Source organism: Pseudomonas sp. 57B-090624 (genome assembly GCF_003234055.1).
Taxonomy (GTDB): domain Bacteria; phylum Pseudomonadota; class Gammaproteobacteria; order Pseudomonadales; family Pseudomonadaceae; genus Metapseudomonas; species Metapseudomonas tohonis.
The window spans coordinates 49,277-74,682 of record NZ_QKRU01000029.1; the positions used below are offsets into that span (position 1 = coordinate 49,277).

Consider the following 25,406-nt stretch of genomic DNA (forward strand, 5'->3'; position numbering starts at 1 on the left):
ATCGAACGAGGTTTTATCCATGACTCAATACAATCGCCCCAATGAGACGGTCTTTGCTTCGGGTGCCAAACCCGGAGAACTGGAAAGCTTCCCTGACATCACTCGAGGTTGGGGGGTGACTTTCGACCAGACCACCGGCATCCCGCCAATGGAGTGGTTCAACGCCTTGTTCAAGCGCAGTGACGAAGCTGTGCGCTATCTGTTGCAGCGGGGTATCGGCGAGTGGTCCAGCACGGAGGACTACCCGATCGACGCCCATGTGCAGGAGGGCGGCAAGATCTGGAAGGCGAAGGTGGGCAGTGTTGGAAAGCGGCCGTCCCTCAACCCGACCGAGTGGGTCGAGACGGCGCTGACTCGAGAGGCTCTGAAAACGCTGATCCAGGAGCAACTGGGTGGCGGCACCATCAACTTCGGCCAGTGGCAGTGGAGCAGTGCCACCTCGGGTGGCGTAGCCAACGGTTACCTGGCGCTGAACACCACCAACCCGGCCGACGCCACATCGTTGCTGATCGCCAAGTCCAGCGCCGAAGGCCTGGACTACAGCCGCATTGTGGCCCTCTTGCGGGCTGGCGACACCCTCTGCGTCCAGAGCCGTTCAGGCGGCACGGTCGCTCACCGCTTCCGCGTCACCGGGGATCTGGTGGACAGCGGGACCTATCGCTCGGTGCCGGTGGTTTACGTCAGTGGCGCCGGAGGTGTGCCGACGGCCAATGCGCAGCTTCAGGTACTGATGACGCCGGCTGGTGGTACTGTTCCAGCGGCCAGCACGACGGACTCGCAAACCGATTTCAACGCAGTACTTGAACCGGGTTGGTATCCCCGGCTGCTCGGGGGGGCTGCTGGCTCGAGGAACGCTAATCATCCTGATGGCCAGGTAGCCATGCAAAAGGGCAGTGGTACGACCAATTACTACTGGTTACTGGTTGTTCGCTACTCCTCAAACCTAATCCAGGTTGCACTGCCCTATGTGAGTAGTGCCGACACTACGTTGGTGACGATGAAGTTTCGTCTTCTGGGGGGCGGTACCTGGTCTCCCTGGCGTTCGATTCTGCATGCAGACAACACACAGGGAACGGGTTTTCCCGCCGCTTCGGTGATGTGGTGGTCCCTCCGCAGCTCCATTCCTGCCGGCTGGGCGCCGGCAGATGGCCAACTGCTGAGTCGGGCTCTGTATCCCGATGTCTGGGTGACGGTGAGCGAAGGAAAAGTGCCTAAAACAACCGAAGCACTCTGGAGCAGTGATCCATCGCAACGTGGCATGTTCACGGAGGGCGATGGCAGTACAACGTTCCGGATGCCGGACTACAACGGCAAGGCGGCGGGGTCGCTCGGTGCTCTGTTTATGCGCGGTGATGGGGCACTATCCAGCGGTGCGTCTGGTTCGATTCAGGGAGACGCTATTCGGAACATAACGGGGGCGGGAGCGAAAATCATCGGTTCAGCCCCGACCGGCGCTTTTGGTTTTGAGAGTATCGGTAGTTCACCAACTGGAACCTCTAGCGGGACACTCCTGAGTTTTGACGCATCCCGTGTTGTGCCTACTGCCTCTGAAAACCGCCCTCTGAACGTTACTGGCTGCTGGATCGTTAGAATGGGTGGCGGTATTGCGAATCCAGGTAGCATCGATGCGGCTGCACTTTCCACAACCTATGCAACTCTGGTTACACGCGTAGAGGCTCTTGAAGCTCGCCCGCGCACCCTCGGAGAGGGCCAGGCTTGGCAGGATCTAAAGGCATCTCGTGCCACCAACACAACTTATACGAACACCACCGGGCGTTCGATAGCAGTGAGTGTCGCCCTATACGACAACGGCTCTTACGCCTCCTCCATATACGTCAATGGTGTGGTGATCGGTTGGTGGGATCAACCTACCGCTATCACGTACACCCAGACGTTCCTTGTCCCTCCGGGAGCGACCTACATGGTGAGTGGCAATGCTGGGTCGCCGAGCGGCAATACTCTTCAATACTGGGCGGAGCTTCGCTAATGAAATATTTTCGACATATACAAAGCGGGACGGTTTTCGCTTATGAGCAAGATGGTTCCCAGGATCAACTGATCGCTCGGGAACTTGTTCATATGAGTGCCGTTGAGATCGAGGCCCACCTGAACCCGATTCGGCGACCGAGACCGGTCGATGTAGACGTCGAGCGCGATCGCCGTATTGAGGATGGCATTGAGTTCGAGGGCTATTTGTTCCAGTCCCGGTCATCCGATCACTCGAACATCATCGAGGCAGCTCAACTGGCGTTTATGGCGATGGCCAATGGTATCTCGCCTGGTGATTTGCGCTGGTCAGACCCGGAAAGGGATTTTGTCTGGATCGCGGCAGACAATAGTCGGGTTCCCATGGACGCCCCAACGGTTGTGGCGCTCGCTAAGGTGGTTGTTGAGCGTAAGCAATCCCTGATTTACGCGGGGCGCCGATTAAAGGATATGGAGGTTATCCCGAGCGATTACACCGACGATAAATGGTGGGTGTAGTGGGCATGAACACTTAGCAATTTTTCGATTAGGGTACTGCTTGTTTCCGGCCCGCACTCTGCGGGCCGTTTTCATTACTGAACTGGCCGATTCGTTGTCGGCTTGTATCGAAGGCTTGGAATTCGTCGATTCGTTTTCGGTGGGGTGACTGACCACCTTTATTTCCGGGCGGCAGACCGAACCCGCAAGAGGGGAGGCACCGCTCAACCACCTGGCCTATTGCCGGTGGTTTTCTAGCAAACGAATCGAACGAGGTTTTATCCATGACTCAATACAATCGCCCCAACGAGACGGTCTTCGCCTCGGGGGCCAAACCCGGGGAGCTTGAAAGCTTCCCTGATATCCCCCGTGGTTGGGGCATTGCTTTCGACCAGACCGACGGCATTCCGCCGATGGAGTGGTTCAACGCGCTGTTCAAACGCAATGATGAAGCTGTTCGTTATCTATTGCAGAGGGGGATTTCCGAATGGTCGGCAACAGAGGACTACTCGGTAGGAGCCCATGTGCAAGAGAGTGGCAAGGTGTGGAAAGCCAGGGTTGCAAGTTTTGGGAAGCGACCATCTCTAACGCCTTCGGAGTGGGTTGAAACTGCATTGACCAGAGACTCTTTGATTACTTTGGTCCAAGAGCAACTTGGAGGCATTGGAATCAAGGTCCGAGTACGAGCGGCCAGCACCGAAAATCTCACCTTGAGCGGCCTGCAGACTATCGATGGAGTTAGTTTGTTAGATGGCGACCGTGTTCTAGTGAAGAATCAGAATTTGGAGGCGAATAACGGGATTTATGTAGCATCTCCTACCGCCTGGGTTCGCTCCAGCGACGCTGATAGTAGCGCCAAAGTACAGCCAGGGTTGCTGGTTCATATCGAAAGTGGAAGCTCCCAACTCAACAGCTTCTGGCAATTGATAACTGATGGCCCAATTACGCTGGGTTCTACGGGGATTGTGTTCGAGATGGTAGCGGGCTACACCGGTGTTTCTCCTGGCACCTATCGATCCCTTACCGTGGATCGTTATGGCCGGATAACTGGCGGTAGCAATCCAAGCACGTTGGCTGATTACAGCATCAGCGTTGCTACTCAGGCTGAGGCGGAGTCCGGCTCTGATAACTCTAAGGCGATGACTCCTTTACGAGTCGCTCAAGCAATCTATCTTAGGCTTGTTCAGGCGACTGAATCGGTTCTTGGTGTCGCTAAGACTGCGACTCAGGCCCAGACCAATGCCGGCACCGATGACACAACCATCGTTACGCCAAAAAAACTCCGAGCGGGGTTCTCTACGAGCCTTGGCGTTAACGGTTATATCGCTTTACCTACTTGGCTTGGGGGCGTGATATTCCAGTGGGGTTACTACAGCGGCTCCCTTGACGATCTGACCGCACTCATTACATTCCCAGTTCCCTTCCCCAACTTGAATATGAGTGTTTCCGTAACCGCCGATGGTGGGCAGTCGGGCGTGGGTTATTTTGTTACTGCGGGTGCGCAAAAAGTGAGTGCTGCACAATTTCGGTTGAATGGTTATGGAACAAACATGCCCACCAATGGATATCACTGGTTTGCAATCGGCTACTGATTTCTTGGGTCGATAATTTATTGATATGGGAGTGGGTTGGGGCTTTCAAAGGCAGTTGTTAATACATGAGCAAAATCGAAAATCTTTTACTACTGATATTTCCAAACGCCCGCCCCGAAGCGGGCGTTTTCATTTCCGCCCTTACCCCAGCAATGTCCCGCTTCTCCATCACCACCCCCGCCCGCCAATCCGCCTTCCTGGCCCAGTGCGCCCATGAGTCCGCTGGCTTCTCCCGTCTCGCGGAGAACCTCAACTACAGCGCTTCGGGTTTGGCGGCTACCTGGCCAGGTCGGTTCCGTGGAGTGGATGGGCAGCCCAATGCGTTGGCGCTGGCCTACCAGCGGCGGCCGGCTGTAATCGCCAACCATGTCTATGCCAATCGCATGGGCAATGGCGATGAGGAGTCTGGTGATGGCTGGCGCTTCCGTGGGCGAGGTCTGTTGCAGATCACCGGGCGCGGGATGTATCAGCGTTGCGGTGATGCTTTGGGGCTGCCGCTGCTGGAGCAACCGGATCTGCTGCTGCAGCCGGAGCCGGCGGTGTTGTCCGCCGCCTGGTTCTGGCAATCCAATGGTTTGAATGCTCTGGCCGATGCGGGAGATTTCGAAGCCATTACCCGCCGTATCAACGGTGGGCTGAATGGCCTGGCAGAGCGCAAGGCGCTCTGGCTGAAGGCTCGGGAGGCGCTGGAATGAACCTGCTTGCTTCCTGGAAGTGGCTGGCGTTGCCGTTGATGGCGGCGCTATTGATCGGGCTGGGCGCCTGGTGTTCTGCCCGCGTTTACCGCCCGCAACTGGACGCACTGAGGCAACAGCTGGCCGAGTCTCGTCATGGCGCCGAAGTCAGTCTGCTGGCGCTGCAAAAGCAGAATGCTGTCGTGATCGATCTGGAGGCCCGTGCTGCGGAGAGAGCCCACCAGGGTGAGTTGCTCCAGGCGCGGGCCAACCAGGCGGCGCGACAGGACTACACGGCAGCGGCCCGGGTGATGCTGGAGCCGCCACCGGAGGGCGTCGATGCCTGCGAGGCGGCGCGCCAGGCGTTTGCCGAAGAGCTTCGCCGGGAGCGTGCGCCATGAGAGTCGCCTGGCTGCTGCCATTTGCGCTGTTATCCGGCTGCTCCACCGGGGTGCAGCCTGCCCCTGAACTGGTCGAGGTCAAGGTGCCGGTGCCGGTCCCCTGCAAGGCGGTCGCCCCTGCGGTACCGGCGTTTGCAGTCGACTCGCTGGCGCTGGATGCGCCGATCGACCAACAGATGAAAGTCCTGCGTGCCGAGCGCTTGCAGCGCATCGGCTATGAGCGCGAGCTAATGGCCGCGCTCGAGGCCTGTCGCTGAGTACGACGGGCCTCTTCCTTCCTTTCGGGCGCTGTTTCAGCGCCCGCCTTTTACGCAGCCATGCTCGTCGAATGTAACGAGCTGGCTGCGTCCTTTTCCCTTCTTTGCAATGTATTGGTAGCGGGTCTGGCCGTTGGTACTGCTGACCTTGTCCGGCTTGCCGAGCATGCTTTCCACATCGCTCCGGGTCATCCCCGTTCTTACCTGTTTCTGCAGCATCGCCTGGCGCCGCTCCTGGCCGACGATCCGATTGCCGCAGCCATCCTGTCTTTCCCCAACTACTTCTATTTCCCGGGGCTTCTCGGCCTGTTCCTTCCGTGTGCTTCGCGTGATCCGTTCCACCTTCGCCGGTGGCAAAAGCGCCTGGCTGTCCTGCATGGACTCGACTCGTTCCCGTACTTCCACCAGTTCGTCATCGGGGCAGCCCAACTGGGTGAAGGTGACGTGCCCGTGTGCGTCCTCGCAGCGGTAGATGGAGGCCTCCAGCGGCGGGCTTTCGAGAGCGATATAAAGCAGAAGCGGCAGTGTGCAGAGCGGGGTGCGCATGGCGATGTCCTCCGTGACGGTAGCCTCCGAAGGTATCTGCTTTAATTTCTTCCTAACGGTGTCTCCATAGCGGGCACCGGCGTCGTACGGAAGGTGAAAGCGATCTCAGCTTTGTATCGCAAGCGATTGTTCTAGCCACGATTTTGTAACGCGCAAAATGACCGTCCGGTGTTATCATTGCGCAGTCAGCCTCGCCGAGGCTTTTGGACACCCCTCATGGACTTACCCAGTAGTTACTCAACACCGCATTTGCACGATCGCGTATTGACTGATTGACCCTCCTTGGCGTGCGCCGCCACTGGGGGTGGAGCGCGCTATGACCGAAGTAGAAGTAAGAAAGTCGCAAGAAAGCCTGCAGGACCGCCTCGCTCAGGTGGTCGATCTGCTGCATCGACACAAGCTGGTCGAAGACCTGACCCATCGTCAGGAGGGCCAGCACCAGGATCTCGTCGAGAACCTGGTCCATCGCCAGAATCTCGCCGAGCTGCAACGCAAGCTCGATGAGCTGCACCCCGCCGACATCGCCCACATTCTCGAAGCCCTGCCGCTTGGCGATCGCCTGACCGTCTGGCAACTGGTGAAGGCCGAGCGCGACGGCGACATCCTCCTCGAAGTCTCCGACTCGGTTCGTGAAACCCTGATCGCCGACATGGACGATCACGAGCTGCTCGCCGCCGCCAAGGAAATGGACGCGGACGAGCTGGCCGATCTCGCGCCCGAGCTGCCCCGTGATGTGATCCACGAGCTGATGGAGACGCTCGACGCCCAGCAGCGTGAGCGCGTGCGTTCCGCCCTGTCCTACGAAGAGGACCAGGTCGGTGCGCTGATGGACTTCGAGATGGTCACCATCCGCGAGGACGTGACCCTGGAAGTGGTGCTGCGCTACCTGCGTCGCCTCAAGGAGCTGCCGGGCCATACCGACAAGCTCTTCGTGGTCGACTACGACGGCATCCTCAAGGGCGTGCTGCCGATCAAGCGCCTGCTGGTGAACGATCCGGACAAGCAGGTGGCCGAGGTGATGGCCAGCGATCCCGTGAGCTTCCATCCGGACGAGGATGCCTATGACGCCGCTCAGGCGTTCGAGCGTTACGACCTTATTTCCGCGCCGGTGGTGGACAAGAACGGCAAGCTGATCGGCCGCCTGACCATCGACGAGATCGTCGACCTGATCCGTGAGGAGAGCGAGACCGAAGTCCTCAACATGGCCGGCCTGCGCGAGGAGGAAGACATTTTCGCCTCGGTGTGGAAGTCGGTCGGCAACCGCTGGGCCTGGCTGGCCGTCAACCTGGTCACTGCCTTCATCGCCTCGCGGGTGATCGGCCTGTTCGAAGGCTCTATCGAGAAGCTGGTGGCATTGGCGGCACTGATGCCCATTGTGGCGGGCATCGGCGGCAACTCCGGCAACCAGACCATCACCATGATCGTCCGCGCCATGGCGCTGGATCAGGTCGGCACTGGCAATACCAGCCGCCTGATGCGCAAGGAACTGGGGGTGGCGCTGGTCAACGGCCTGGTGTGGGGCGGGGTGATCGGCCTGGTTGCCTATTACCTCTATGACAGTTGGTCCCTGGGCGCGGTGATGACCGGAGCGATGACGCTCAACCTGCTGCTGGCCGCCCTGATGGGCGTGCTGATTCCGATGACCCTGGTGCGCCTGGGGCGGGACCCTGCCATGGGTTCCAGCGTGATGATCACCGCCATGACCGACAGCGGCGGCTTCTTCATCTTCCTGGGGCTTGCGACCGTCTTCCTGCTCTAGAAATCGTTGTCATGCAAAAGGCCCCGCATCTGCGGGGCCTTTTGCTGTGTGGCGCGTGAAAGCCAAATCACGGGCAAGAAAAAGCCGCCTCAAGGGGCGGCTCTCAATCGACGTGCTGCGAACTCAGGCTTCTTCGGCGGCGAGTTCGGCATCGTGGGCGATCAACGCAACCAGCGCATTTTGCTGGCGGCGGGAAAGCTGGCGGAAGCGTTGCAGCAGTTCGCGCTCGTGCAAAGACAGCTCAGGGCTGTCCAAGCGCATGGACAAACCTTCGTCCAGAGCGCCTTCCTGGAGCATGCTCTGCTCGAGGCGGGCGATGATCTCGGAGTTCATGCTGCGGTGATGGTTACGCGCCACATCGGCGATGCGCTCGCGCATGCCTTCTGGCAGACGGACGACGAACTTGTCAGCTGTGCGGCTGGAGTAAATAGCCTGTTTCATAGGGCGCATACATTTAAACCGGTTAGTTCAGGGAGCGATGCTGGCAATGAGCTATGTGATTGTCACCGGTTTGACCATCTTTAGCATCAGTCGTTCAACCATTCATCGCGATTGGCGTCATTATGACCTTGCAGTCACCTAAACGGTTCCTTGACGTCAAATCTGTGTCGCATTGTGCGCTGGGTAGCGGCTTTTTGCCAGCACCAGTTGTCCGAAATGCGAGTGAATATGCAAAAGGCTCCCATATGAATGCGGTAGGAGAGAAAAATTCCCCGCTCCGTTGCAGAAGGTTGCCGATTTCGTGCGCGACGGCACATCCAGCGCTCTGGGGCGGGCTTCCTGCATGTCAGAACCCGTTGCGTAAAGCGTAGCGCGCCTCCATAAAGCCAGCACTGGCAATTAGCTACTGTGCGACGTCCGGTATGAGCTGCCGGTGCATTCGGATGCTCCAAACTGCAATGCTTTCCGGGTAATGTGGCGTCCGCCGTGTGAGACGCGGTGATCGCAGCGGATGAACTTCCAGGTAAGCAGATGAATGGCAGGCTGTTCTATCTCATCGGACCCTCAGGCTCAGGCAAGGACAGCCTGCTCGATGCCGCCCGCGGGCCGCTCTCGCGCAGTGGCTGCCATATCGTGCGGCGCGTGATTACCCGCTCGGCCGAGGCGGTGGGCGAGGCGGCCGAGGCGGTTAGCCCCGAGCGTTTCGCGGAGATGGAGCGGAGCGGTGCCTTCGCCATGAGCTGGCACGCCAACGGCCTGTCGTATGGCATCCCGGTGCAGATGGATGAATGGCTGGCGGCGGGGGAGGATGTGCTGGTCAATGGCTCCAGGGGTTACCTGGGTGAGGCCCTGAAGCGCTATCCGGACCTCAAGCCCATCCTGCTGACAGTGGAGATGGACGTCCTGCGCCGGCGCCTGCAGGCCCGTGGTCGTGAGCCCGCCGAGGAGATAGAGGCGCGCCTGGCACGCAACGCCCGCTTCACCGAGTCCCTGCGGGAGGAGGGCGGTGGCGCCCTGTCGATCCTCGACAACTCCGGCCCCCTGGAGCAGACCCTGCAACGCCTGCTACAGCTGCTCGACCGGCCTCGGTCCTGAATCAGCGCAATACCGGGTCGAACTTCACCCGCTTGCCCACCATCAGCGCCACCAGCAGCAGCATCCCGCTGGCGCCCAGTGCCACCTTCACGGCTGCAGCCGGCCATGCGGCCTGCCAGGGTTCCAGCCAAAGGGTCAGGGTGAGCAGCAGGCTGATGATCAGGAACAGCACGGCTGACTTCGACATCTCGATCTCCTTGCCGACATAGGGATGCTTAAAAGAAAGGGTCGTAGTAATTGGCGATGCGCTCATCCCGATCACGCTCGGCTTTCTGTTCTTCCGCCAGACCCTGATCGGTGATGCGATCGATCACCCAGAGCGCTCCGCAGGTCCCTGCCGCCAGCAGCAGGATCAATCCCGGAAACACCATCCCCCACGCGGTCATGTCCATGCCGGTTGCTCAGAACGACAGGCGTTGGGCGGGACGAGGTTGCCACTCGCTGCTCTGCAGCTGGCGCACCTTCGGCTTCTGATCGCCCGACTGGGTGGCGTATTCGAATTGCACTGGCGTCGGGTTGATTCGCTCGACCAGATGTTTCACGGCCTGTTGCTGCTGGTTGCTCTGCAGCGCGGCGAAGGCGCTGGCGGCCAGGAGCGTCAATACGGTTGCTGCGAGGAGCGTGATGACACTGTTCATGATCGGGGCTCGCATCCAGAATTCTCATGACTGGAATAGAGCAGGTGTCATGCCAAGCTCGAATATTTAAAAAATCCTTTAAAATCAATTGTTTGTATGTGTTCGGCAAGGTGCTTTCCGTGCACTTTGCAAGGCGCCCGATTTTTGTCCATTGCAAATTGCACGGGTGCAGGCCGGCAGGGCTACGCCGCTTCGCTTGTTCCGGCACCAAGCGCTCTGGAATGGGGGCCACGAGCGTTCAGTCCAGCGGCAGCTCGGTCGTGCGCTTCACCTCGCTCATGGCGATGTTCGAATGCGCTTCCAGTACATGTGGGCGCTGCAGCAACTGGTCACGCAGGAAGCGCTCGTAGCTGCCGATATCCCGCGCCACCACTTTCAGCAGGTAATCCGAACCGCCGGCCATCGTGTAGCACTCCAGCACCTCCGGGTAGCCGACGATGGCCTCCTCGAACTCGGTCAGGTTGTTGCGCCCGTGGGCCGAGAGCTTGATGTTGACGAACACCGTGATGGAGAAACCCAGCAACCTGGGGTTGAGCAGGGCGACCTTGCGCTCGATCAGCCCCTCTTCCTGCATGCGGTTGATGCGGCGCCAGCAGGGCGACTGGGACAGCTCCACCTTCTCGGCCACTTCGGCAGCCGACAGATCGGCATTGTGTTGCAGCAGGCGGAGGATCTTGCGATCGATAGGGCTCAGAGGGTTGTGCATGAATAAGTCCGCAATCTTGTTTTTGTTGGAAGGATCATGCGCAGTATTGGCATTCTGGCCCGAAAATAGAAAGAAAAAAGCAGAACCCTTCAGTCAGATTATTGAGCATGCGTCCCGGGCGGTGATCCTGCCGCGGGACAGGAGGATGGCGCTAACCGTAGCCATCCTGGTCGCCATAAAAATAAAAGGAGCGCCCGCATGTCTCTGGCCGAGATCCGCCTGGATGACAAATACCGGCTTGCAACCGGTCATCTGTACCTCACCGGCACCCAGGCGCTCACCCGCCTGCCGATGCTGCAGAAGCAACGCGATGCGGCCCATGGCCTGAACACCGCCTGCTTCATCTCCGGCTATCGGGGTTCGCCCCTCGGCAACCTCGACAAGAGCCTCTGGGAGGCCAAGTCCTTCCTCCAGGAAAACCACATCCACTTCCAGCCGGGTGTCAACGAAGAGCTCGCCGCCACCGCCGTATGGGGCAGCCAGCAGACCAGCCTGTTCCCCGGCGCGCGCTACGACGGCGTGTTCTCCATGTGGTACGGCAAGGGCCCGGGCGTAGACCGCTGCGGCGACGTCTTCAAGCATGGCAACTCCGCCGGCGTCGCGCCCCATGGCGGCGTGCTGTTGCTGGCCGGTGACGACCACGGCTGCAAGTCTTCCAGCATCGCCAACCAGAGCGAGCACGCCTTCATCGCCGCCTCCATCCCGGTGCTCAACCCGGCCAACGTCCAGGAGATCCTCGACTACGGCATCATCGGCTGGGAGCTCTCGCGCTACAGCGGCTGCTGGGTGGCACTCAAGACCATCGCCGAGAACGTCGACTCCTCCGCCGTGGTGGACGTCGACCCGCTGCGCATCGACGTGAAGATCCCCAGCGACTTCGTCCTCCCCGAGGACGGCGTGCACATCCGCTGGCCCGACCCGCCGCTCGCCCAGGAAAAACGCCTCAACACCTACAAGATCTACGCCGCCCGCGCCTTCGCCCTGGCCAACGACCTCAACCAGGTCAAGCTCGACTCGCCCAACCCGCGCCTGGGCATCATCACCACCGGCAAGTCCTACCTCGACGTGCGCCAGGCCCTGGTGGACCTCGGCCTGGACGACGAACTCTGCGCCAGGGTCGGCCTGCGTGTGCTGAAGATCGGCATGAGCTGGCCGCTGGAGCCGGTCTCCGTGCACCAGTTCGCCGAAGGCCTGGACGAAATCCTCGTGGTCGAGGAGAAGCGCAGCATCATTGAGGACCAGCTCACCGGCCAGCTCTACAACTGGCCGGTGGACAAGCGCCCACGCGTGGTCGGCGAGTTCGACGAGCACGGCAACTCCCTGCTGCCCAACCTCAGCGAGCTGACCCCCGCGATGATCGCCCGCGTCATCGCCAGGCGCCTGGCGCCCATCTACTCCAGCGAGCAGATCGAATCGCGCCTGGCCTTCCTCGCCGCCAAGGAAAAGGCCCTCGCCGAGCCCAAGCACACCACCGTGCGCACCCCGCATTTCTGCTCCGGCTGCCCGCACAACACCTCCACCAAGCTGCCCGAAGGCAGCCGCGCCCAGGGCGGCATCGGCTGCCACTACATGACCCAGTGGATGGACCGCAACACCGACACCTTCACCCAGATGGGCGGGGAGGGCGCCACCTGGATCGGCCAGGCCCCCTTCACCGACACGCCGCACATCTTCCAGAACCTCGGCGACGGCACCTACTTCCACTCCGGCCAGCTGGCCCTGCGCGCCGCCGTGGCCGCTGGGGTCAACATCACCTACAAGATCCTCTACAACGACGCCGTGGCCATGACCGGCGGCCAGCCCATCGACGGCGAACTGCGCGTCGACCAGCTCAGCCAGCAGGTCTTCGCCGAGGGCGTCAAACGCATCGCCCTGGTCACCGACGAACCCGAGAAGTACCCCACCCGCGCCACCTTCGCGCCCATCGTCACCTTCCACCACCGCCGCGAGCTGGACGCCGTGCAGCGCGAGCTGCGCGAGTTCAAGGGCGTCTCGGTGATCATCTACGACCAGACCTGCGCCACCGAGAAACGCCGCCGCCGCAAGCGCGGCAAGCTCGTCGACCCGGCCAAGCGTGCCTTCATCAACCCCGCCGTGTGCGAGGGTTGCGGCGACTGCAGCGTCAAGTCCAACTGCCTCTCCGTGCTGCCGCTGGAGACCGAGCTGGGGCGCAAGCGCGAGATCGACCAGAACGCCTGCAACAAGGACTTCTCCTGCCTCGAAGGCTTCTGCCCCAGCTTCGTCACCGTCCACGGCGGCGAGCTGCGCAAGCCCGAGGCGGTCGGCAGCGGCGCCCTGTTCGCCGTGCTGCCCGAGCCGCGCCAGCCGAGCCTGGAGCGCCCCTGGAACATCCTCCTGCCCGGCGTTGGTGGCAGCGGCGTGACCACCGTCGGTGCCCTGCTGGGCATGGCCGCCCACATCGAAGGCAAGGGCTGCAGCGTGCTCGACCAGGCCGGCCTGGCGCAGAAGTTCGGCCCGGTCATCACCCACATCCGCATCGCCGCCAGGCAGGACGACATCTACGCCGTGCGCATCGCCGCCGGCGAGACCGACCTGCTGCTCGGCTGCGACCTGGTGGTCGCTGCCAGCGAAGAGGCCCTGGCCAAGCTCAACGAGCGCATCGCCACCGCCGTGGTCAACAGCCACGAGGCCGCCACCGCCGAGTTCACCCGCAACCCGGATGCCCAGGTCCCCGGCCAGGCCATGCAACAGGCGCTGATCGAGGCCGTCGGCGCGGAGAAAACCCACTTCATCGACGCCACCCGCCTGGCCACCCGCCTGCTCGGCGACAGCATCGCCACCAACCTGTTCATGCTCGGCTACGCCTACCAGCGCGGGCTGGTGCCGGTCTCCGCCGAAGCCATCGAGAAGGCCATCCAGCTCAACGGCGTGGCGGTGAAGCTCAACTGCGAAGCCTTCCTCTGGGGGCGCCGCGCCGCCCACGACCTGGCGGCGGTAGAGAAGCTCGCCGCACCGGAAGTGGCCGAAGCCAAGCCCTGCGAGAGCCTCGAGGACATCATCCGCTTGCGCGTCGACTTCCTCACCGCCTACCAGGACGCCGGCTACGCCAAGCGCTACAGCGACCTGGTCGAGCGTGTGCGCCGGGTCGATGAAAGCGCCGGCAAGGAACTCACCGAAGCCGTCGCCCGCTACTACTTCAAGGTCCTCGCCTACAAGGACGAGTACGAAGTGGCGCGCCTGTACAGCGATGGTGAATTCCGCAAGCGCCTGCGCGCCCAGTTCAGCGGCGACTACCGCCTGCAGTTCCACCTGGCGCCGTCCTGGCTGGCCAAGCGCGACCCCGCCACCGGGCAACCGCGCAAGCGCAGCTTCGGCCCGTGGATGCTCAAGGCCTTCGGCCTGCTGGCCACGTTCAGGTTCCTGCGTGGCAGCGCGCTGGACCCCTTCGCCTACAGCGAGGAGCGGCGCCTGGAGCGCGAGCTGATCGTCCGCTACGAAGACAACGTCGAAGCCGTGCTCGCCCACCTGCGCGGCGACAACTACCGCGTCGCCGTGGCCATCGCCGAACTGCCGGAACAGATCCGTGGCTACGGCCACGTCAAGGAGAAGGCCCTGGCCAAGGTCCGCGAGCACGAGGCGCAATTGCGCGCCCAGCTGCTGGCTACCGAGATCAAGGTCGTGCGCCTGTTCGACTCCGCCGCCTGACGCCTTCCCATCACCGGCCTTCCCACGGGGGAAGGCCGGCGTTCACCCAGACAATCGCATGCAGAGGTAAACCATGTCCGTCTTCTCCCACGTCGAATTCGATGGCCACGAACAGGTCGTCTTCGGTCACGACAAGGCATCCGGCCTCAAGGCCATCATCGCCATCCACAACACCCAACTCGGCCCCGCCCTCGGCGGCTGCCGCATGTGGAACTACTTCAACGACGAGCAGGCCCTGCGCGACGTGCTGCGCCTGTCCCGCGGCATGACCTACAAATCCGCCCTCGCCAACCTGCCCCTGGGCGGGGGCAAGGCCGTGATCATCGGCGACCCGCACAAGGGCAAGAGCGAAGCGCTGTTCCAGGCCATGGGCGATTTCGTCGACAGCCTCGGCGGGCGCTACATCACTGCCGCCGACTCCGGCACCGGCCCGGCCGAGATGCAGATCATGGCCGAGCGCAGCCGCCACGTGGCCGGCGCCAACCAGCGCGAAGCCTTCGACGGCGGCGTGCGCAGCGGCGACCCGTCGCCGTCCACCGCCTATGGCGTGTTCATCGGCATCCAGGTGGCGGTCAAGCATCGCCTGCGCCGCGACGACCTCAAGGGCCTGCGCGTCGCCATCCAGGGCGTCGGCCAGGTCGGCTTCCACCTCGCCAGCCTGCTGCGCCAGGCCGGCGCCGAACTGTGGGTGACCGACATCGTCGACGCCAACGTGCGCCGTGCCGTCGAGCAACTGGGGGCCAAGGCCGTCGGGCAGCACGAGATCTATGGGCTGGACGTCGACGTCTTCGCGCCCTGCGCCATGGGCGGCATCATCAACCCGCAGAGCCTGGAAGCGCTGCGCGTGCCGATCATCGCCGGCGCCGCCAACAACCAGCTGGCCGACGCGCAACTGGCCGAGGAACTCAAGCGCAACGGCTGCCTCTATGCGCCGGACTACGCCATCAACGCCGGCGGCATCATCGACGTCTACTTCGAGCGCAGCGGCGGCAGCGCGGCCGAGCTCAAGGCGCACATCGAAGGCATCGGCAACACCCTGCGGCAGATCTTCATCCGCGCCGACGAGGAAGGTCGTACGACCACCGAGGTCGCCGACCGCCTCGCCGAAGAGCGCTTCGGTCGCGTCTGACCAGGCGGCGGGAAGGGCGGCCGAAACACGCCGCCATTCCCGTGAGCGGTGTCAGATATCCAGGTACAGGCTGATCCCGTGGGGCTTGTAGCCCAGCGACTCATAGAAGCGATGGGCCGCCTCGCGGCTCTGCCCGCTGGACAGCACCAGCTTGTAGCACCCCCAGGCACGGCCGCGCTCGGCGGCCTTGTCCATCAGCGCCTGGCCAATGCCCAGGCCGCGCGCGTCCTTGTCCACCACCACGTCCTCGACTATCGCCGAGCGCGCGAAGTTGTGCGCCAGGTGCTCAACCAGGATCACCGTGCAGGTGCCCAGCAGTCGCCCGTCACGCTCCGCCACCACCACCTCGCGGCCACTGGGCAGCTCCGCGAGGCGCAAGGCCAGCAGCGCATGGTCGGGGCGCGACTCATCCTCGCCCAGCTGGTGCAGCAGGGCGGCCAGCGCCGGTGCATCCGCCGGGCTGGCGGCGCGCAGGGTCACGGTGGTGAAGGGAGAGTCGGGCAGGTGCTGCGGGAGTGGCTGGGGCATGGCGGCGGTCCCTCTGATTTTTGCGGAAGTATGGTGCAGTGCCGTGGCAGTGGCATGACAAAACGCGCAGGCGCCGTTAACATGCCGCCCGTTCGCACCGACAGACCGTCGTGCGTGCCGTCTCAGTAGCTCAATTGGATAGAGCATCCCCCTCCTAAGGGGAAGGTTGGTGGTTCGAGCCCACTCTGGGACACCATGAATACCCACGCCCCGCACAGCGCAAGCTGGCGGGGCTTTTTCATGGCCGCGGGGCTCAGGCCTCGCCGCCGTCATTGGGCAGCGTCAGGTAGATCAGCACCGCCAGCAGGGTGATGAAGAAGCGGAAGGCGTCCGGCACGCCGTTCCACTGCTCCGACATCCACATGCCGAACCATTCCCCGCTCACCGACATGAACGCCACCTGCCAGGTGAGGAAGCCCAGCGTCAGCCCGGCGATGGCCCAGCGCTTGGCCGCGCGGAAGCCGGCGGCGTCGGCCTTGCGCGCCCGCAGCAGGTGCAGGCCGCCGACCCAGCAGAGCAGGGCGGTGGTGGTTTCCAGGGCGATGATGCCCAGGTAGCCGGCGTGGTGGACCCAGGGTGTCTCGATGGCGCGGTACATCAGCTGGTTGCCGGGGAAGGTGGTGTCCATGAGGAACACGTGGTGGACGAAGGCGAAGTTGGTGCCGTAGTCGGTCACGTTGTTGAAGGCCACCAGCGAGGCGAAGAAGGCCATGGCCAGCACCATGAGGGCTTTGGAAAGGCGGATCGTGATCATCATTGTGTTTCCTGCAATGGCGAACCGGATTGCGCGCGCAGCCGTCCCGCCCGGCATGCGGCGGGCAGGGCGAGGCCGGGTCGCGCGCGGCGACGGGCTCGGGTCGGGGTCGTATGCCTGGGCGGGCCAGGCGAAGGGGCGCAGGGGGCGCCAAGGTGCGGAGATCGGGACTGGAGGACCTGAGGCCGGCGCCGTACCGGGAAGCACGGCAACCCGGCTGGATGGAACGCCGCACGGGAAGGAGCGCGGATTCTCGACGCATCCGCATGCCGCGGTCAATCGCTCGGGGGCGGTTCGGCTGAACGAAAGAACCATTGCCGTGAGGGCCGGTCTTGAGGATGCTGAGCGAAACTTTCCATGGTGCCCGGATGACGCCCGTTCCCGACCCCGCCAGCCGTTCCCTGCTCCTCGACAACGGCCTCGCCGTGCAGCTGCGCCACGTGCCCGGCGCGCAGCGGGCGGCGGCGGCGCTGCGGGTGGCCGCCGGCAGCCATGACGAGCCGCGCGACTGGCTCGGGCTTGCGCATTTTCTCGAACACCTGCTGTTCCTCGGTGGCCTGCGTTACCCCGACCAGCAGCGGCTCATGCCCTTCGTCCAGGCCTGCGGCGGGCGCCTCAATGCCAGCACCCAGGCCCGCCACACCGACTTCTTCTTCGAGCTGCCGCCCGCGCGCCTGGAAGCCGGCCTGGCGCGGCTGCTGGACATGCTCGGCGCGCCGCAGCTGGCGATCGACGCGCAGCTGCGCGAGCGCGAGGTGCTGCAGGCCGAATACCTGGCGCGCGCCCGCGACACCTGGACCCAGGCCCAGTCCGCGCTCGCGGCGGCGCTGGCGCCGGGGCACCCGCTGGCCGACTTCCATGCCGGCAACCGCGACAGCCTGGCGGTGGAGGACCCGGCGTTCCAGGCCGGACTGACCGCCTTCCACCAGGCCCACTACCAGGGCGCGCGCATGCGCCTGGTGCTGCTCGGGCCGCAATCGCTGGACGAACTCGCCGGGCTCGCGCAGCACCTCGCGGGTTCGCTGCCCGGCGGTGCGCCCGCCGCCCCGCGCCCGGCGCCCGCATTGCTGCCGCTGGTCAGCCACAGCCTGCGCATGTGCCTGCCCGGCGCGGCGCGCAGCTGGCTGGCTTTCGCCCTGGAGGGCCAGCCGGCCGCCTTGCCCCAGGCGCTGGACGTGTTGCGCGAACTGCTGCAGGACGAGGCCGAGGGCAGCCTGCAGGCCTGGCTCGCCGAGCAGGGCCTGTGCGATGGATTGCAACTGCTCGTGCCCCATCTCGACCAGGACCAGGCGCTGCTGGTGCTGGACCTGGCCCTCGCCGACGCCCGCCCCGAAAGCCGCGCGCGCCTCGAGGCGGCGCTGTTCCACTGGCTCGCCGCCCTGCGCGAGCAGGAGCCCTGGCGCGATCTCCTGGCCCGCCACCAGGCCCGCGCCGGCCATGCCCATCCGGCGCCGCTGGAGCAGGCGCGCAGCCTGCTGGAGCGTGGCGGGGACCCACCAGCGCCCCTGGAGGCGCGCGATTTCGCCCGCCTGCTCGCGCAGCTCACGCCGCCCCGGCTGATCCGCCTGTTCGCCAGCGAGGCGGCTGTCGCCGGCCGCGTGCAGGTCGCCGGCTTCCCGCTGGAACTGGAAGAGGAGGGCGTCCCGCCCTGGCCTGCCGTCGACGTGCGCTGGCGCTTCTCCGGCGTCCCCATGTTCAGCCCCTTCGAGGTCACGGTTGCGCGGGGGGTGGACGACGTGCCGCTGTTGCACCACTGGGGGGATGCCGAGCGCGCGGCGGTGTTCCTGCGCTGGCGTTTGCCGGCCGAGCCCGTCGATGGCGGCTTCTTCCAGGCATTGCAGCGCGCGTTGCGGGCGACCCAGAGCCGCGCCCAGCAGCAGGGCGTCGCCATCGATTTCAGCGAACAGGGCCGCGATTGGCGGCTGAGCCTGCGGGGTGCCGCCGGATTGCTGCCGCCGGTGCTCGACGCGGTGCTCAAGACCCTGTTCGAACCGCCCCTGGCCGCCTGCGAACAGGGACGGCGCCTGCACCGCGCCTGGCTCAACCGCGAGGCCGGCGAGCTGCCGATCCGCCAGCTGTTGCGCGGGTTGCCGGGTTGCCTGGATGCCGTCGCGGCGCCCCGTCCGGATGACGAACCGGTCTCACCCGCGCGCCTGGGCCGCATTTGGGCGCGCACCGCCTGGGAGGTCATGGCCGTAGGCCTCGACGAGCGCCCGCGCAAGGGCCTGGCCGGCGTCTTGCGCGGTGTGCCCGGGCGGCGCCTCGACGGCCATGCCCCGGCGGCCCCCACCGCCACGCGGCGTTGGCACCCGGTGGCGGTGCAGGGCGATGCCGCCCTGCTGCTGTTCTGCCCGCTGCCCGATCGCCAGGCAGAGACCGAAGCCACCTGGCAGTGGCTGGCGCGTTGCCTGGAGGCGGGCTTCTACCAGCGCCTGCGCAGCGAGCTGCAACTGGGCTACGCCGTGTTCTCCGGCTTCCGCCTGATCAACGGCCACGCCGGCCTGCTGTTCGGCGTGCAGTCACCCAGCGCCACGGTGGCGCAGGTCCTCGGGCACATCGAGGCCTTTCTCGCCGGCCTGGACGAGGCGCTGACGGACGGCGAGGCCCCGCGCCAGGCCCTGCTGGCGCAGCTGCGCAGCGGCGATGAGGACGCGGCCGAGCGTGCCTGGAACCTGCACCTGGCCGGTCGCGCCCCCGACTGGCCCGACCGCGTCGCCGATGCCCTCGAACAGGCCGGCCGCGATGACCTGCTCGCCGCCCTGGAGGCCCTGCAGCAGGCCCGTGGCGGCTGGCTGGCGCTCGCCAACGCTGCACGCCCCGACTCCCGCTGGCACTGATACCTCCTCCTTTCGCGCCCTCGCCAGCCGCCCAATCCCCTACCAAGGCAGCGGTACGACCCCCTTCCCAGGTCGTGCCGCCGGCCTCGTCCGTCCGTTGCGACTTGCGCCCCGCTACCGCCGAGGGGGGCGGCCCGCACCTTCCCGCCAGGGCCGTACAGGGCCCGCCAAAGCACCGGCGAAACAGCCACAAGGCCGCATATGGCGGGCGTTCCGGCGTTTCGATAATCGCCTCCGTCACGGCTCGAGCGAGTCGTCCCACCCAGCGGAGAGCGCCATGTACAACAACAAGAACGTCACCATCGGATTCCTGCCCCTCGCCCTCACCACCGGCCTGGCCCTGGCTGTCATGGAACAGGCCAAGGCCGAGATCGTCCTCTACGACAAGGACGACACCACCTTCTCCACCGACGGCTACGTCAACGCCTTCTACGTCAACAGCGACGTCGACCGCGAGGGCGAGCAGTTCGACCGTCGCCAGTCGCGGGTGAAGATGGGCTTTTTGCCCAACTGGATCGGCTTCAACATGGGCAAGCAGGTGGATGACCTCAAGCTCGGTGCCCGCGCCTCCTTCTGGGTGACCATCAACGACAGCGAAACCAACGGCACCGACACCGCCATCGACGTCCGCCAGTTCTATGGCACCGTCGCCAGCGACTGGGGCGAGGTGCTGGTGGGCAAGGACTTCGGCCTGTTCGCCCGCTCCAACATCCTCCTCGACGAGATGCTCGCCGGTTACGGCCAGGTCAGCGACACCCTGGGCCTGGTGGACGGCGGTGGCGTCTCCTTCGGCAACATCGGCAGCGGCTACCCCTATCCGTTCCCCACCTCGCAGATCACCTACCGCAGCCCCAAGAGCGACGGCCTGCGCCTGGCCGTGGGCATCATGGACCCGGTGGACACCAACGACGACAGCCCCACCGGCAAGGCCTACCAGGAAAACCCGCGCTTCGAATCCGAGCTCACCTACGAGTTCGAGCTGGGCGGCGCGCAGATCTACTCCTGGGTCAACGGCGGCTACCAGACCTCCGACAACACCGACCCGGCCGTGGACAGCGTCACCTCCAAGGGGCTGGGCTACGGCGTGCAGGCGAAGATGGGCGCCTTCTCGGTGGTGGGCTCCGGCTTCCAGGCCAAGGGCATCAACCCCTTCTTCACCAACAACGCCGGCGAGGCGACCCTGCGTGAAGTCGACAGCGACGGCTACCTGCTGCAGGGCTCCTACCGCTTCGGCAAGAACCGCCTGGCGCTCTCCTACGGCAAGACCAAGGACGACGGCAACGGTGCGGTGAACACCGGGGCCGACTACGAGACCCGCGGCATCGCCCTGTTCCATGACGTCAACGACAACCTCAAGCTGGTCGCCGAATACAACCAGTTCGAAATCGACGGCCACGCCGGCTCCGCGCAGAACGAAGACACCGACACCGTCGCCCTCGGCCTGGTGCTCAACTGGTAAGGCTCCACCCTGCAATGCTCCCTTGTGTTTTGGCGGGATGGCGCATGCCTCCCGCCTTTTTTGCGTTCTATGGGGAGTGGTTTCGCCAATGAATTCGTTCCTACCCTGGTGGGCTACAGAAAGCGTCATGCCACCGATGGACGCGACCGCTGCGTAGGGTGGAGGTCGCTTTTTACCTCCACCAGGCGGAGCCGGGCCGTGGCACATCGTGATGCCTGATGCCCCTATCGAAGGCGCCCATCCTGCGAAGAGCTCGCAGCCCCGCGTAGGTGTGCCGCGCGCACCTCGAAGATCACGCGCACACCCATCCAGGACCGAATGAGCACGGTTGGGGCGGCTCCACGAGGCCGAACGCAATCGTCAGTGCCGCCTCATCCCTTCGAACGAGCCCGCCACTACCCAAGAAGGATGGGGCGGCCCCGGGTCGCTCCGTAGAATCCACAGCAACTGCAGGCCCATTTGCGAGAGGCGCCCCATGCAACAGCACCAGGACGAGGGCGTGGTCACCGCCATGTCCAGCGCCACCGAGGCCGAGGCCGTGGCCCAGGACCTGGCGCGCCAGCTGATCCACCCGCACCTGGGCTTCGTGCTGTTCTTCTGCTCGGCGGAATACGACCTGCCGGCCCTGGGCGCAGCCCTGGAGCAGTACTTCGGCGGCATCGAGCTGGTGGGCTGCACCAGCGCCGGCGAAATCACCCCCAATGGCTACGGGCGCGGCTGCGTCAGCGCGGTGGGCTTCGACTACCGCAGCTTCTCCATCGGCTGCGCGCTGATCGACGAGATGGAGCGCTTCAGCCTGATCGACGCCCAGCAACTGGTGGAACGCCTGGTCGGTGACTGCCGCAGCAACTCCCTGGCGCCGATCAAGGACCACAGCTTCGCCCTGACCCTGCTCGACGGCCTCTCCAGCCGCGAAGAAGTGGTGCTCGCCGCCCTCAGCGCCGCCTTCGGCAGCATCCCGCATTTCGGCGGCTCGGCCGGCGACGACAACCATCTCACCCACACCCACGTCTACCACGGTGGCCAGTTCCACACCGGCGCGGCGGTGGTGGTGCTGGTCAATACCCAGCTGGATTTCGAAGTCTTCAGCACCCACCACATCCTGCCCAGCGACGAGAAGCTGGTGGTCACCCGCGCCGACAGCGCCAGCCGCCGCGTCTTCGAACTCAACGCCGAGCCCGCCGCCCAGGAATACGCCCAGTGGATCGGCGTGCCGCTGGCGGCACTGGACCACCGCCTGTTCGCCGCCCACCCGCTGGCGGTGCGGGTCAACGACCAGTACTACGTGCGCTCCATCCAGCGGGTCAACGACGACCTCAGCCTCAGCTTCTACTGCGCCGTGGAGAACGGCATCGTCCTCACCGGCATGCGCCCGGGGCCGCTGCTACCCAACCTGCAGGCCCTGTTCCAGCGCCTGGAGCAGCGCCTCGGCCCGCCACTGCTGACCATCGGCTGCGACTGCTTCCTGCGCCGCCTGGAAATCGAGAGCGACGGCGGCGTCGAGCAGACCGGCGAATTCCTCCGTCGCCAGCGCGTCATCGGCTTCAACACCTACGGGGAACAGTTCAATGGCATGCACATCAACCAGACCTTCACCGGTGTCGCCATCGGACGCCGCCCCGGCGATGCAGGCCGCTGACTACGAAGCGCGCATCGCCCGGCTGGAGGGTGAGAACCACAAGCTCAAGCGCATCAACGCCGCGCTGATCGAGCGGGTCGAATCCAGCGCCGCCCGCCGCGACGACGCCTACGCCGCCTTCCAGCACTCGGTGGTGCTGGCCGAGCAGGTGCGCGAACGCACCGACGCGCTGAACCAGGCCATGTCCGAACTCAAGGCCAGCAACCAGCTGCTCAGCGACGCCCGGCTGCGCGCCGAGACGGCCCACCAGCACCTGGTGGACGCCATCGAAAGCATCTCCGACGCCTTCGTGCTGTTCGACAAGGAGCAGCGCATCGTCCTGTTCAACAGCCGCTTCAAGTCCTTCTGGGCCAACAGCCGCGCGCGCATCATCAGCGGCACCCGGCTCTCGGAGATCAAGCGCCTGGCCGAAAGCACCGGGCTGATCGTCGAAGAGCAGCGCAGCAGCGACAACGAACACAGCCTCTACCGCCTGCAGGACGGGCGCTGGGTGCAGGTCAGCGAGCGGCCCACCCGCGAGGGCGGGCTGGTGATCCTCTACACCGACATCACCGACCTGAAGATCAGCGAAACCATGCGCCGCGAGCAGGCCCTGGCGCAGAAATCGCGCCTGCTGCAGCGCGCCGTGGACAACCTCTCCCAAGGCATGGCCATGGTCGGCGCCGAAGGCACCCTGGAGCTGTGGAACCACCGCTTCCTCGAACTCTGCGGCCTGGCGCCGATCCAGGCGCACCGGCCCTTCGCCGAGGTCATGGCCGACAGCGAGCTGGCGCTGCTCACCCCGCAGACCCGCGACGCCAACGGTCGCCCGGTGCGCGAGCTGGAGCAGCGCCTGTTCGACGGCCGCATGCTGGAGGTGCGCACCCACGCGCTGCCCACCGGCGGCTTCGTCAACACCTTCACCGACATCACCGAGCGCTACCGCCACGCCGAGGCCCTGGCCGAAAGCGAACGCTGGATCCGCCTGATCACCGACCACGTGCCGGCGCTGATCGCCTACCTCAACGCCGAGCTGGTCTACGAATTCACCAACAAGGTCTACGAGGAGTGGTACCGCTGGCCCCGTGGCGGCATGCTCGGCCAACGCCTGCGCGAGGTGCACAGCGAGGAGCACTGGCGGCGCCTGGAACCCTATGTGGAGCGGGCGCTGTCCGGCGAGAGCGTCACCTTCGAGGTGGCCGAAACCAACCTCAACGGCCAGGAGCGCTACATGCTGCGCTCCTACGTGCCCAACCGCCTGGCCAACGGCGAGGTGGTCGGCATCTTCGTGCTGATCCGCGACATCACCGAGCGCCGCCGCACGGCCGAAGCCCTGCACCTGGCCTACCAGAACCTGGAGCAGCGGGTGCGCGAACGCACCGCCGAGCTCACCCAGCTCAACGACCAGCTGCTGCGCGAGATTGGCGAGCGCAGCCAGGTGGAACTGCGCCTGCGCGAAGCCAAGCGCGAGGCCGAGCAAGCCAACCTGTCGAAGACCAAGTTCCTCGCCGCCGTCAGCCACGACCTGCTGCAACCCTTGAACGCCGCGCGATTGTTCACCAGTGCCTTGCAAGAGCAGCGCGAGCAGGCGGTGAGCACGGCGCTGGTGCGCAACATCAGCAACTCGCTGGATGACGTGGAAAGCCTGCTGGGCACCCTGGTGGACATCTCCAAGCTCGACGCCGGGGTGATCAAGCCCGACATCGCGCCCTTCGCCGTCAGCGAGCTGCTCGACAACCTCGCCGTGGAGTTCCGCCAGGCGGCCGCCAGCGAAGGGCTCAGCCTGCATTTCGTGCCCAGCTCGGCGCTGGTGCGCAGCGACATCCAGCTGCTGGCGCGCATCCTGCGCAACCTGCTCAGCAACGCCATCCGCTACACCCCCAGCGGCCGCGTGCTGCTGGGCTGCCGGCGGCACCGGCAGAGCCTGTCCATCGAAGTCTGGGACAGCGGCATCGGCATCGCCGAGGACAAGCTCAAGGAGATCTTCCAGGAGTTCAAGCGCGGCGACTCGCAGCGGCCCAAGCAGGACCGTGGCCTGGGTCTGGGCCTGGCCATCGTCGACAAGATCGCCGGCATGCTCGGCCACCGCATCCAGGTGCGCTCGCGCCTCGGCCAGGGCTCGCGCTTCTGCGTCGAGGTGCCCCTGGCCAAGCGCGCACCCCGGGCACGGGTCGAGGCGAGCACGCCGGACATGCTGGTGGAGCGCCTGCACGGCTCGCGGGTCTGGGTGCTGGACAACGACGCGGCCATCTGCGCCGGCATGCGCACCCTGCTCGAAGGCTGGGGCTGCCAGGTGGTCACCGCGCTCTCGGAAGAAGACCTCGCCCGCCAGGTGGACAACTACCACGCCGACGCCGACCTGCTGATCGCCGACTACCACCTGGACAACGGCCACAACGGCGTCGACGCCGTCGCCAGCATCAACGCCCGCCGCGGCACCGCCTTGCCCGCCCTGATGATCACCGCCAACTACAGCAACGAACTGCGCCAGCAGATGCGCGAGCTCGGCCACACCCTGATGCACAAACCCGTCCGCCCGATGAAGCTCAAGGCCGCGATGAACCACCTGATCGAACGGGGCGGGTGAAGGGCGCACGGCAAGCCCCGTGCGCCGATGTGCTCTTGCAGGCTGTGCTGCGCGCACCGGTCCCGCGCTCGGCCCGTCCGGCGCACTCCGACAGCCTCCGTGCCGCTCCCACCTTTTGAGGTGCGCACGGTGTTCAGCCGGGGGACATAGGTGACAGGTGTCGGGAGACATAGGTAACGCATTTAGGCTTACGGGATCCTTCGAAGAGGAGTTCGAGCGATGCCGTGGCAGGAGTGCACCACCATGTCGATACGAC

The 25,406-nt window shown here is 64.8% G+C and carries 22 protein-coding genes and 1 tRNA gene; 15 read left to right on the forward strand and 8 right to left on the reverse strand.

What is annotated here, in order from left to right; genetic code table 11:
* The first annotated feature begins 19 nt into the window (after positions 1-19).
* The 6 genes from DMX10_RS15440 to DMX10_RS15460 all read left to right on the forward strand — a co-directional run bounded on the left by DMX10_RS15440 (position 20) and on the right by DMX10_RS15460 (position 5,387).
* The gene (locus tag DMX10_RS15440) at positions 20-1,987 is read left to right on the forward strand and encodes a tail fiber protein (protein ID WP_111261901.1); all 1,968 of its coding nucleotides are present in this window, start codon (positions 20-22) and stop codon (positions 1,985-1,987) included.
* The gene (locus DMX10_RS15445; RefSeq protein ID WP_021218498.1) at positions 1,987-2,484 is read left to right on the forward strand and encodes a DUF4376 domain-containing protein; all 498 of its coding nucleotides are present in this window, start codon (positions 1,987-1,989) and stop codon (positions 2,482-2,484) included. The genes DMX10_RS15440 and DMX10_RS15445 overlap by 1 nt, the downstream gene beginning before the upstream one ends.
* A gap of 263 nt (positions 2,485-2,747) precedes the next feature.
* A complete protein-coding gene (locus DMX10_RS32510) occupies positions 2,748-4,055 on the forward strand; it encodes a hypothetical protein (RefSeq protein WP_146603017.1) in 1,308 nt (435 codons plus the stop codon).
* Between the two features lie 65 nt (positions 4,056-4,120).
* Positions 4,121-4,750, forward strand: a complete 630-nt coding sequence (locus tag DMX10_RS15450; RefSeq protein WP_111261902.1) for a glycoside hydrolase family 19 protein — start codon at positions 4,121-4,123, stop codon at positions 4,748-4,750.
* Complete coding sequence (locus DMX10_RS15455) at positions 4,747-5,130, forward strand: hypothetical protein (RefSeq protein WP_111261903.1); 384 nt, start codon at positions 4,747-4,749, stop codon at positions 5,128-5,130. Before DMX10_RS15450 ends, DMX10_RS15455 begins: the two co-directional genes overlap by 4 nt.
* A complete protein-coding gene (locus DMX10_RS15460; protein ID WP_111261904.1) occupies positions 5,127-5,387 on the forward strand; it encodes a hypothetical protein in 261 nt (86 codons plus the stop codon). The genes DMX10_RS15455 and DMX10_RS15460 overlap by 4 nt, the downstream gene beginning before the upstream one ends.
* Positions 5,388-5,423: 36 nt before the next feature.
* Here DMX10_RS15460 and bamE read toward each other — a convergent pair whose 3' ends face one another.
* Positions 5,424-5,933, reverse strand: coding sequence for an outer membrane protein assembly factor BamE (gene bamE / locus DMX10_RS15465; RefSeq protein WP_111261905.1), 510 nt, complete (start codon positions 5,931-5,933; stop codon positions 5,424-5,426).
* 316 nt (positions 5,934-6,249) lie between these two features.
* On the opposite strand from bamE, the gene mgtE reads away from it, so the two are divergent.
* Entirely contained in the window at positions 6,250-7,692 is a 1,443-nt protein-coding gene (mgtE, locus tag DMX10_RS15470; protein ID WP_111261906.1) for a magnesium transporter, read from the forward strand.
* A gap of 123 nt (positions 7,693-7,815) precedes the next feature.
* On the opposite strand, the gene DMX10_RS15475 is transcribed toward mgtE, so the two are convergent.
* On the reverse strand, positions 7,816-8,142 hold the full coding sequence (locus DMX10_RS15475; protein WP_031287390.1) for an Arc family DNA-binding protein: 327 nt from the start codon (positions 8,140-8,142) through the stop codon (positions 7,816-7,818).
* Positions 8,143-8,664: 522 nt separating this feature from the next.
* On the opposite strand from DMX10_RS15475, the gene phnN reads away from it, so the two are divergent.
* Positions 8,665-9,228 carry a phosphonate metabolism protein/1,5-bisphosphokinase (PRPP-forming) PhnN gene (gene phnN / locus DMX10_RS15480; protein ID WP_111261907.1) on the forward strand — a complete coding sequence of 188 codons (564 nt, stop codon included), beginning with the start codon at positions 8,665-8,667 and terminating at the stop codon, positions 9,226-9,228.
* 1 nt (position 9,229) lies between these two features.
* On the opposite strand, the gene DMX10_RS15485 is transcribed toward phnN, so the two are convergent.
* The 4 genes from DMX10_RS15485 to DMX10_RS15495 form a co-directional block, all read right to left on the reverse strand.
* Positions 9,230-9,415 carry a PA3371 family protein gene (locus tag DMX10_RS15485; RefSeq protein WP_111261908.1) on the reverse strand — a complete coding sequence of 62 codons (186 nt, stop codon included), beginning with the start codon at positions 9,413-9,415 and terminating at the stop codon, positions 9,230-9,232.
* A gap of 28 nt (positions 9,416-9,443) precedes the next feature.
* The gene (locus DMX10_RS32800; RefSeq protein ID WP_158545606.1) at positions 9,444-9,620 is read right to left on the reverse strand and encodes a hypothetical protein; all 177 of its coding nucleotides are present in this window, start codon (positions 9,618-9,620) and stop codon (positions 9,444-9,446) included.
* Positions 9,621-9,629: 9 nt separating this feature from the next.
* Positions 9,630-9,866 carry a hypothetical protein gene (locus DMX10_RS15490; RefSeq protein ID WP_146603018.1) on the reverse strand — a complete coding sequence of 79 codons (237 nt, stop codon included), beginning with the start codon at positions 9,864-9,866 and terminating at the stop codon, positions 9,630-9,632.
* A gap of 238 nt (positions 9,867-10,104) precedes the next feature.
* Positions 10,105-10,572, reverse strand: a complete 468-nt coding sequence (locus tag DMX10_RS15495; protein WP_111261910.1) for an Lrp/AsnC family transcriptional regulator — start codon at positions 10,570-10,572, stop codon at positions 10,105-10,107.
* A 198-nt stretch (positions 10,573-10,770) separates the two neighbouring features.
* Between DMX10_RS15495 and DMX10_RS15500 the strand changes: the two genes are divergently transcribed.
* Both DMX10_RS15500 and DMX10_RS15505 read left to right on the forward strand, forming a co-directional pair.
* Complete coding sequence (locus tag DMX10_RS15500) at positions 10,771-14,238, forward strand: indolepyruvate ferredoxin oxidoreductase family protein (RefSeq protein WP_111261911.1); 3,468 nt, start codon at positions 10,771-10,773, stop codon at positions 14,236-14,238.
* Between the two features lie 73 nt (positions 14,239-14,311).
* Entirely contained in the window at positions 14,312-15,367 is a 1,056-nt protein-coding gene (locus DMX10_RS15505; RefSeq protein WP_111261912.1) for a Glu/Leu/Phe/Val dehydrogenase, read from the forward strand.
* A gap of 51 nt (positions 15,368-15,418) precedes the next feature.
* Here the strand turns inward: DMX10_RS15505 and DMX10_RS15510 are convergent, their stop codons facing one another.
* Entirely contained in the window at positions 15,419-15,913 is a 495-nt protein-coding gene (locus tag DMX10_RS15510; RefSeq protein WP_371921697.1) for an N-acetyltransferase family protein, read from the reverse strand.
* 101 nt (positions 15,914-16,014) lie between these two features.
* Here DMX10_RS15510 and DMX10_RS15515 point away from each other — a divergent pair.
* Positions 16,015-16,091, forward strand: a tRNA-Arg gene (locus DMX10_RS15515).
* A gap of 57 nt (positions 16,092-16,148) precedes the next feature.
* Here the strand turns inward: DMX10_RS15515 and DMX10_RS15520 are convergent.
* Positions 16,149-16,646 carry a DUF2165 family protein gene (locus DMX10_RS15520; RefSeq protein WP_111261919.1) on the reverse strand — a complete coding sequence of 166 codons (498 nt, stop codon included), beginning with the start codon at positions 16,644-16,646 and terminating at the stop codon, positions 16,149-16,151.
* Between the two features lie 371 nt (positions 16,647-17,017).
* On the opposite strand from DMX10_RS15520, the gene pqqF reads away from it, so the two are divergent.
* The 4 genes from pqqF to nahK all read left to right on the forward strand — a co-directional run bounded on the left by pqqF (position 17,018) and on the right by nahK (position 25,150).
* The gene (gene pqqF, locus DMX10_RS15525) at positions 17,018-19,486 is read left to right on the forward strand and encodes a pyrroloquinoline quinone biosynthesis protein PqqF (protein ID WP_158545607.1); all 2,469 of its coding nucleotides are present in this window, start codon (positions 17,018-17,020) and stop codon (positions 19,484-19,486) included.
* A gap of 277 nt (positions 19,487-19,763) precedes the next feature.
* A complete protein-coding gene (locus tag DMX10_RS15530) occupies positions 19,764-20,945 on the forward strand; it encodes a porin (protein ID WP_111261915.1) in 1,182 nt (393 codons plus the stop codon).
* A gap of 475 nt (positions 20,946-21,420) precedes the next feature.
* Positions 21,421-22,584: a nitric oxide-sensing protein NosP gene (gene nosP / locus DMX10_RS15535; protein ID WP_111261916.1), complete on the forward strand. Its 1,164-nt coding sequence runs from the start codon at positions 21,421-21,423 to the stop codon at positions 22,582-22,584.
* The gene (gene nahK / locus DMX10_RS15540; protein WP_111261917.1) at positions 22,514-25,150 is read left to right on the forward strand and encodes a hybrid sensor histidine kinase/response regulator NahK/ErcS'; all 2,637 of its coding nucleotides are present in this window, start codon (positions 22,514-22,516) and stop codon (positions 25,148-25,150) included. Before nosP ends, nahK begins: the two co-directional genes overlap by 71 nt.
* The last annotated feature ends 256 nt before the right edge of the window (positions 25,151-25,406 follow it).

Bases quoted from the DNA above. Each gene is read 5' to 3' on its own strand.
- DMX10_RS15440 (WP_111261901.1), top strand. From the start codon at position 20: ATGACTCAATACAATCGCCCCAATGAGACGGTCTTTGCTTCGGGTGCC.
- DMX10_RS15445 (WP_021218498.1), top strand. From the start codon at position 1,987: ATGAAATATTTTCGACATATACAAAGCGGGACGGTTTTCGCTTATGAG.
- DMX10_RS32510 (WP_146603017.1), top strand. From the start codon at position 2,748: ATGACTCAATACAATCGCCCCAACGAGACGGTCTTCGCCTCGGGGGCC.
- DMX10_RS15450 (WP_111261902.1), top strand. From the start codon at position 4,121: ATGAGCAAAATCGAAAATCTTTTACTACTGATATTTCCAAACGCCCGC.
- DMX10_RS15455 (WP_111261903.1), top strand. From the start codon at position 4,747: ATGAACCTGCTTGCTTCCTGGAAGTGGCTGGCGTTGCCGTTGATGGCG.
- DMX10_RS15460 (WP_111261904.1), top strand. From the start codon at position 5,127: ATGAGAGTCGCCTGGCTGCTGCCATTTGCGCTGTTATCCGGCTGCTCC.
- bamE (WP_111261905.1), bottom strand. From the start codon at position 5,933: ATGCGCACCCCGCTCTGCACACTGCCGCTTCTGCTTTATATCGCTCTC.
- mgtE (WP_111261906.1), top strand. From the start codon at position 6,250: ATGACCGAAGTAGAAGTAAGAAAGTCGCAAGAAAGCCTGCAGGACCGC.
- DMX10_RS15475 (WP_031287390.1), bottom strand. From the start codon at position 8,142: ATGCGCCCTATGAAACAGGCTATTTACTCCAGCCGCACAGCTGACAAG.
- phnN (WP_111261907.1), top strand. From the start codon at position 8,665: ATGAATGGCAGGCTGTTCTATCTCATCGGACCCTCAGGCTCAGGCAAG.
- DMX10_RS15485 (WP_111261908.1), bottom strand. From the start codon at position 9,415: ATGTCGAAGTCAGCCGTGCTGTTCCTGATCATCAGCCTGCTGCTCACC.
- DMX10_RS32800 (WP_158545606.1), bottom strand. From the start codon at position 9,620: ATGGACATGACCGCGTGGGGGATGGTGTTTCCGGGATTGATCCTGCTG.
- DMX10_RS15490 (WP_146603018.1), bottom strand. From the start codon at position 9,866: ATGAACAGTGTCATCACGCTCCTCGCAGCAACCGTATTGACGCTCCTG.
- DMX10_RS15495 (WP_111261910.1), bottom strand. From the start codon at position 10,572: ATGCACAACCCTCTGAGCCCTATCGATCGCAAGATCCTCCGCCTGCTG.
- DMX10_RS15500 (WP_111261911.1), top strand. From the start codon at position 10,771: ATGTCTCTGGCCGAGATCCGCCTGGATGACAAATACCGGCTTGCAACC.
- DMX10_RS15505 (WP_111261912.1), top strand. From the start codon at position 14,312: ATGTCCGTCTTCTCCCACGTCGAATTCGATGGCCACGAACAGGTCGTC.
- pqqF (WP_158545607.1), top strand. From the start codon at position 17,018: ATGACGCCCGTTCCCGACCCCGCCAGCCGTTCCCTGCTCCTCGACAAC.
- DMX10_RS15530 (WP_111261915.1), top strand. From the start codon at position 19,764: ATGTACAACAACAAGAACGTCACCATCGGATTCCTGCCCCTCGCCCTC.
- nosP (WP_111261916.1), top strand. From the start codon at position 21,421: ATGCAACAGCACCAGGACGAGGGCGTGGTCACCGCCATGTCCAGCGCC.
- nahK (WP_111261917.1), top strand. From the start codon at position 22,514: ATGGCATGCACATCAACCAGACCTTCACCGGTGTCGCCATCGGACGCC.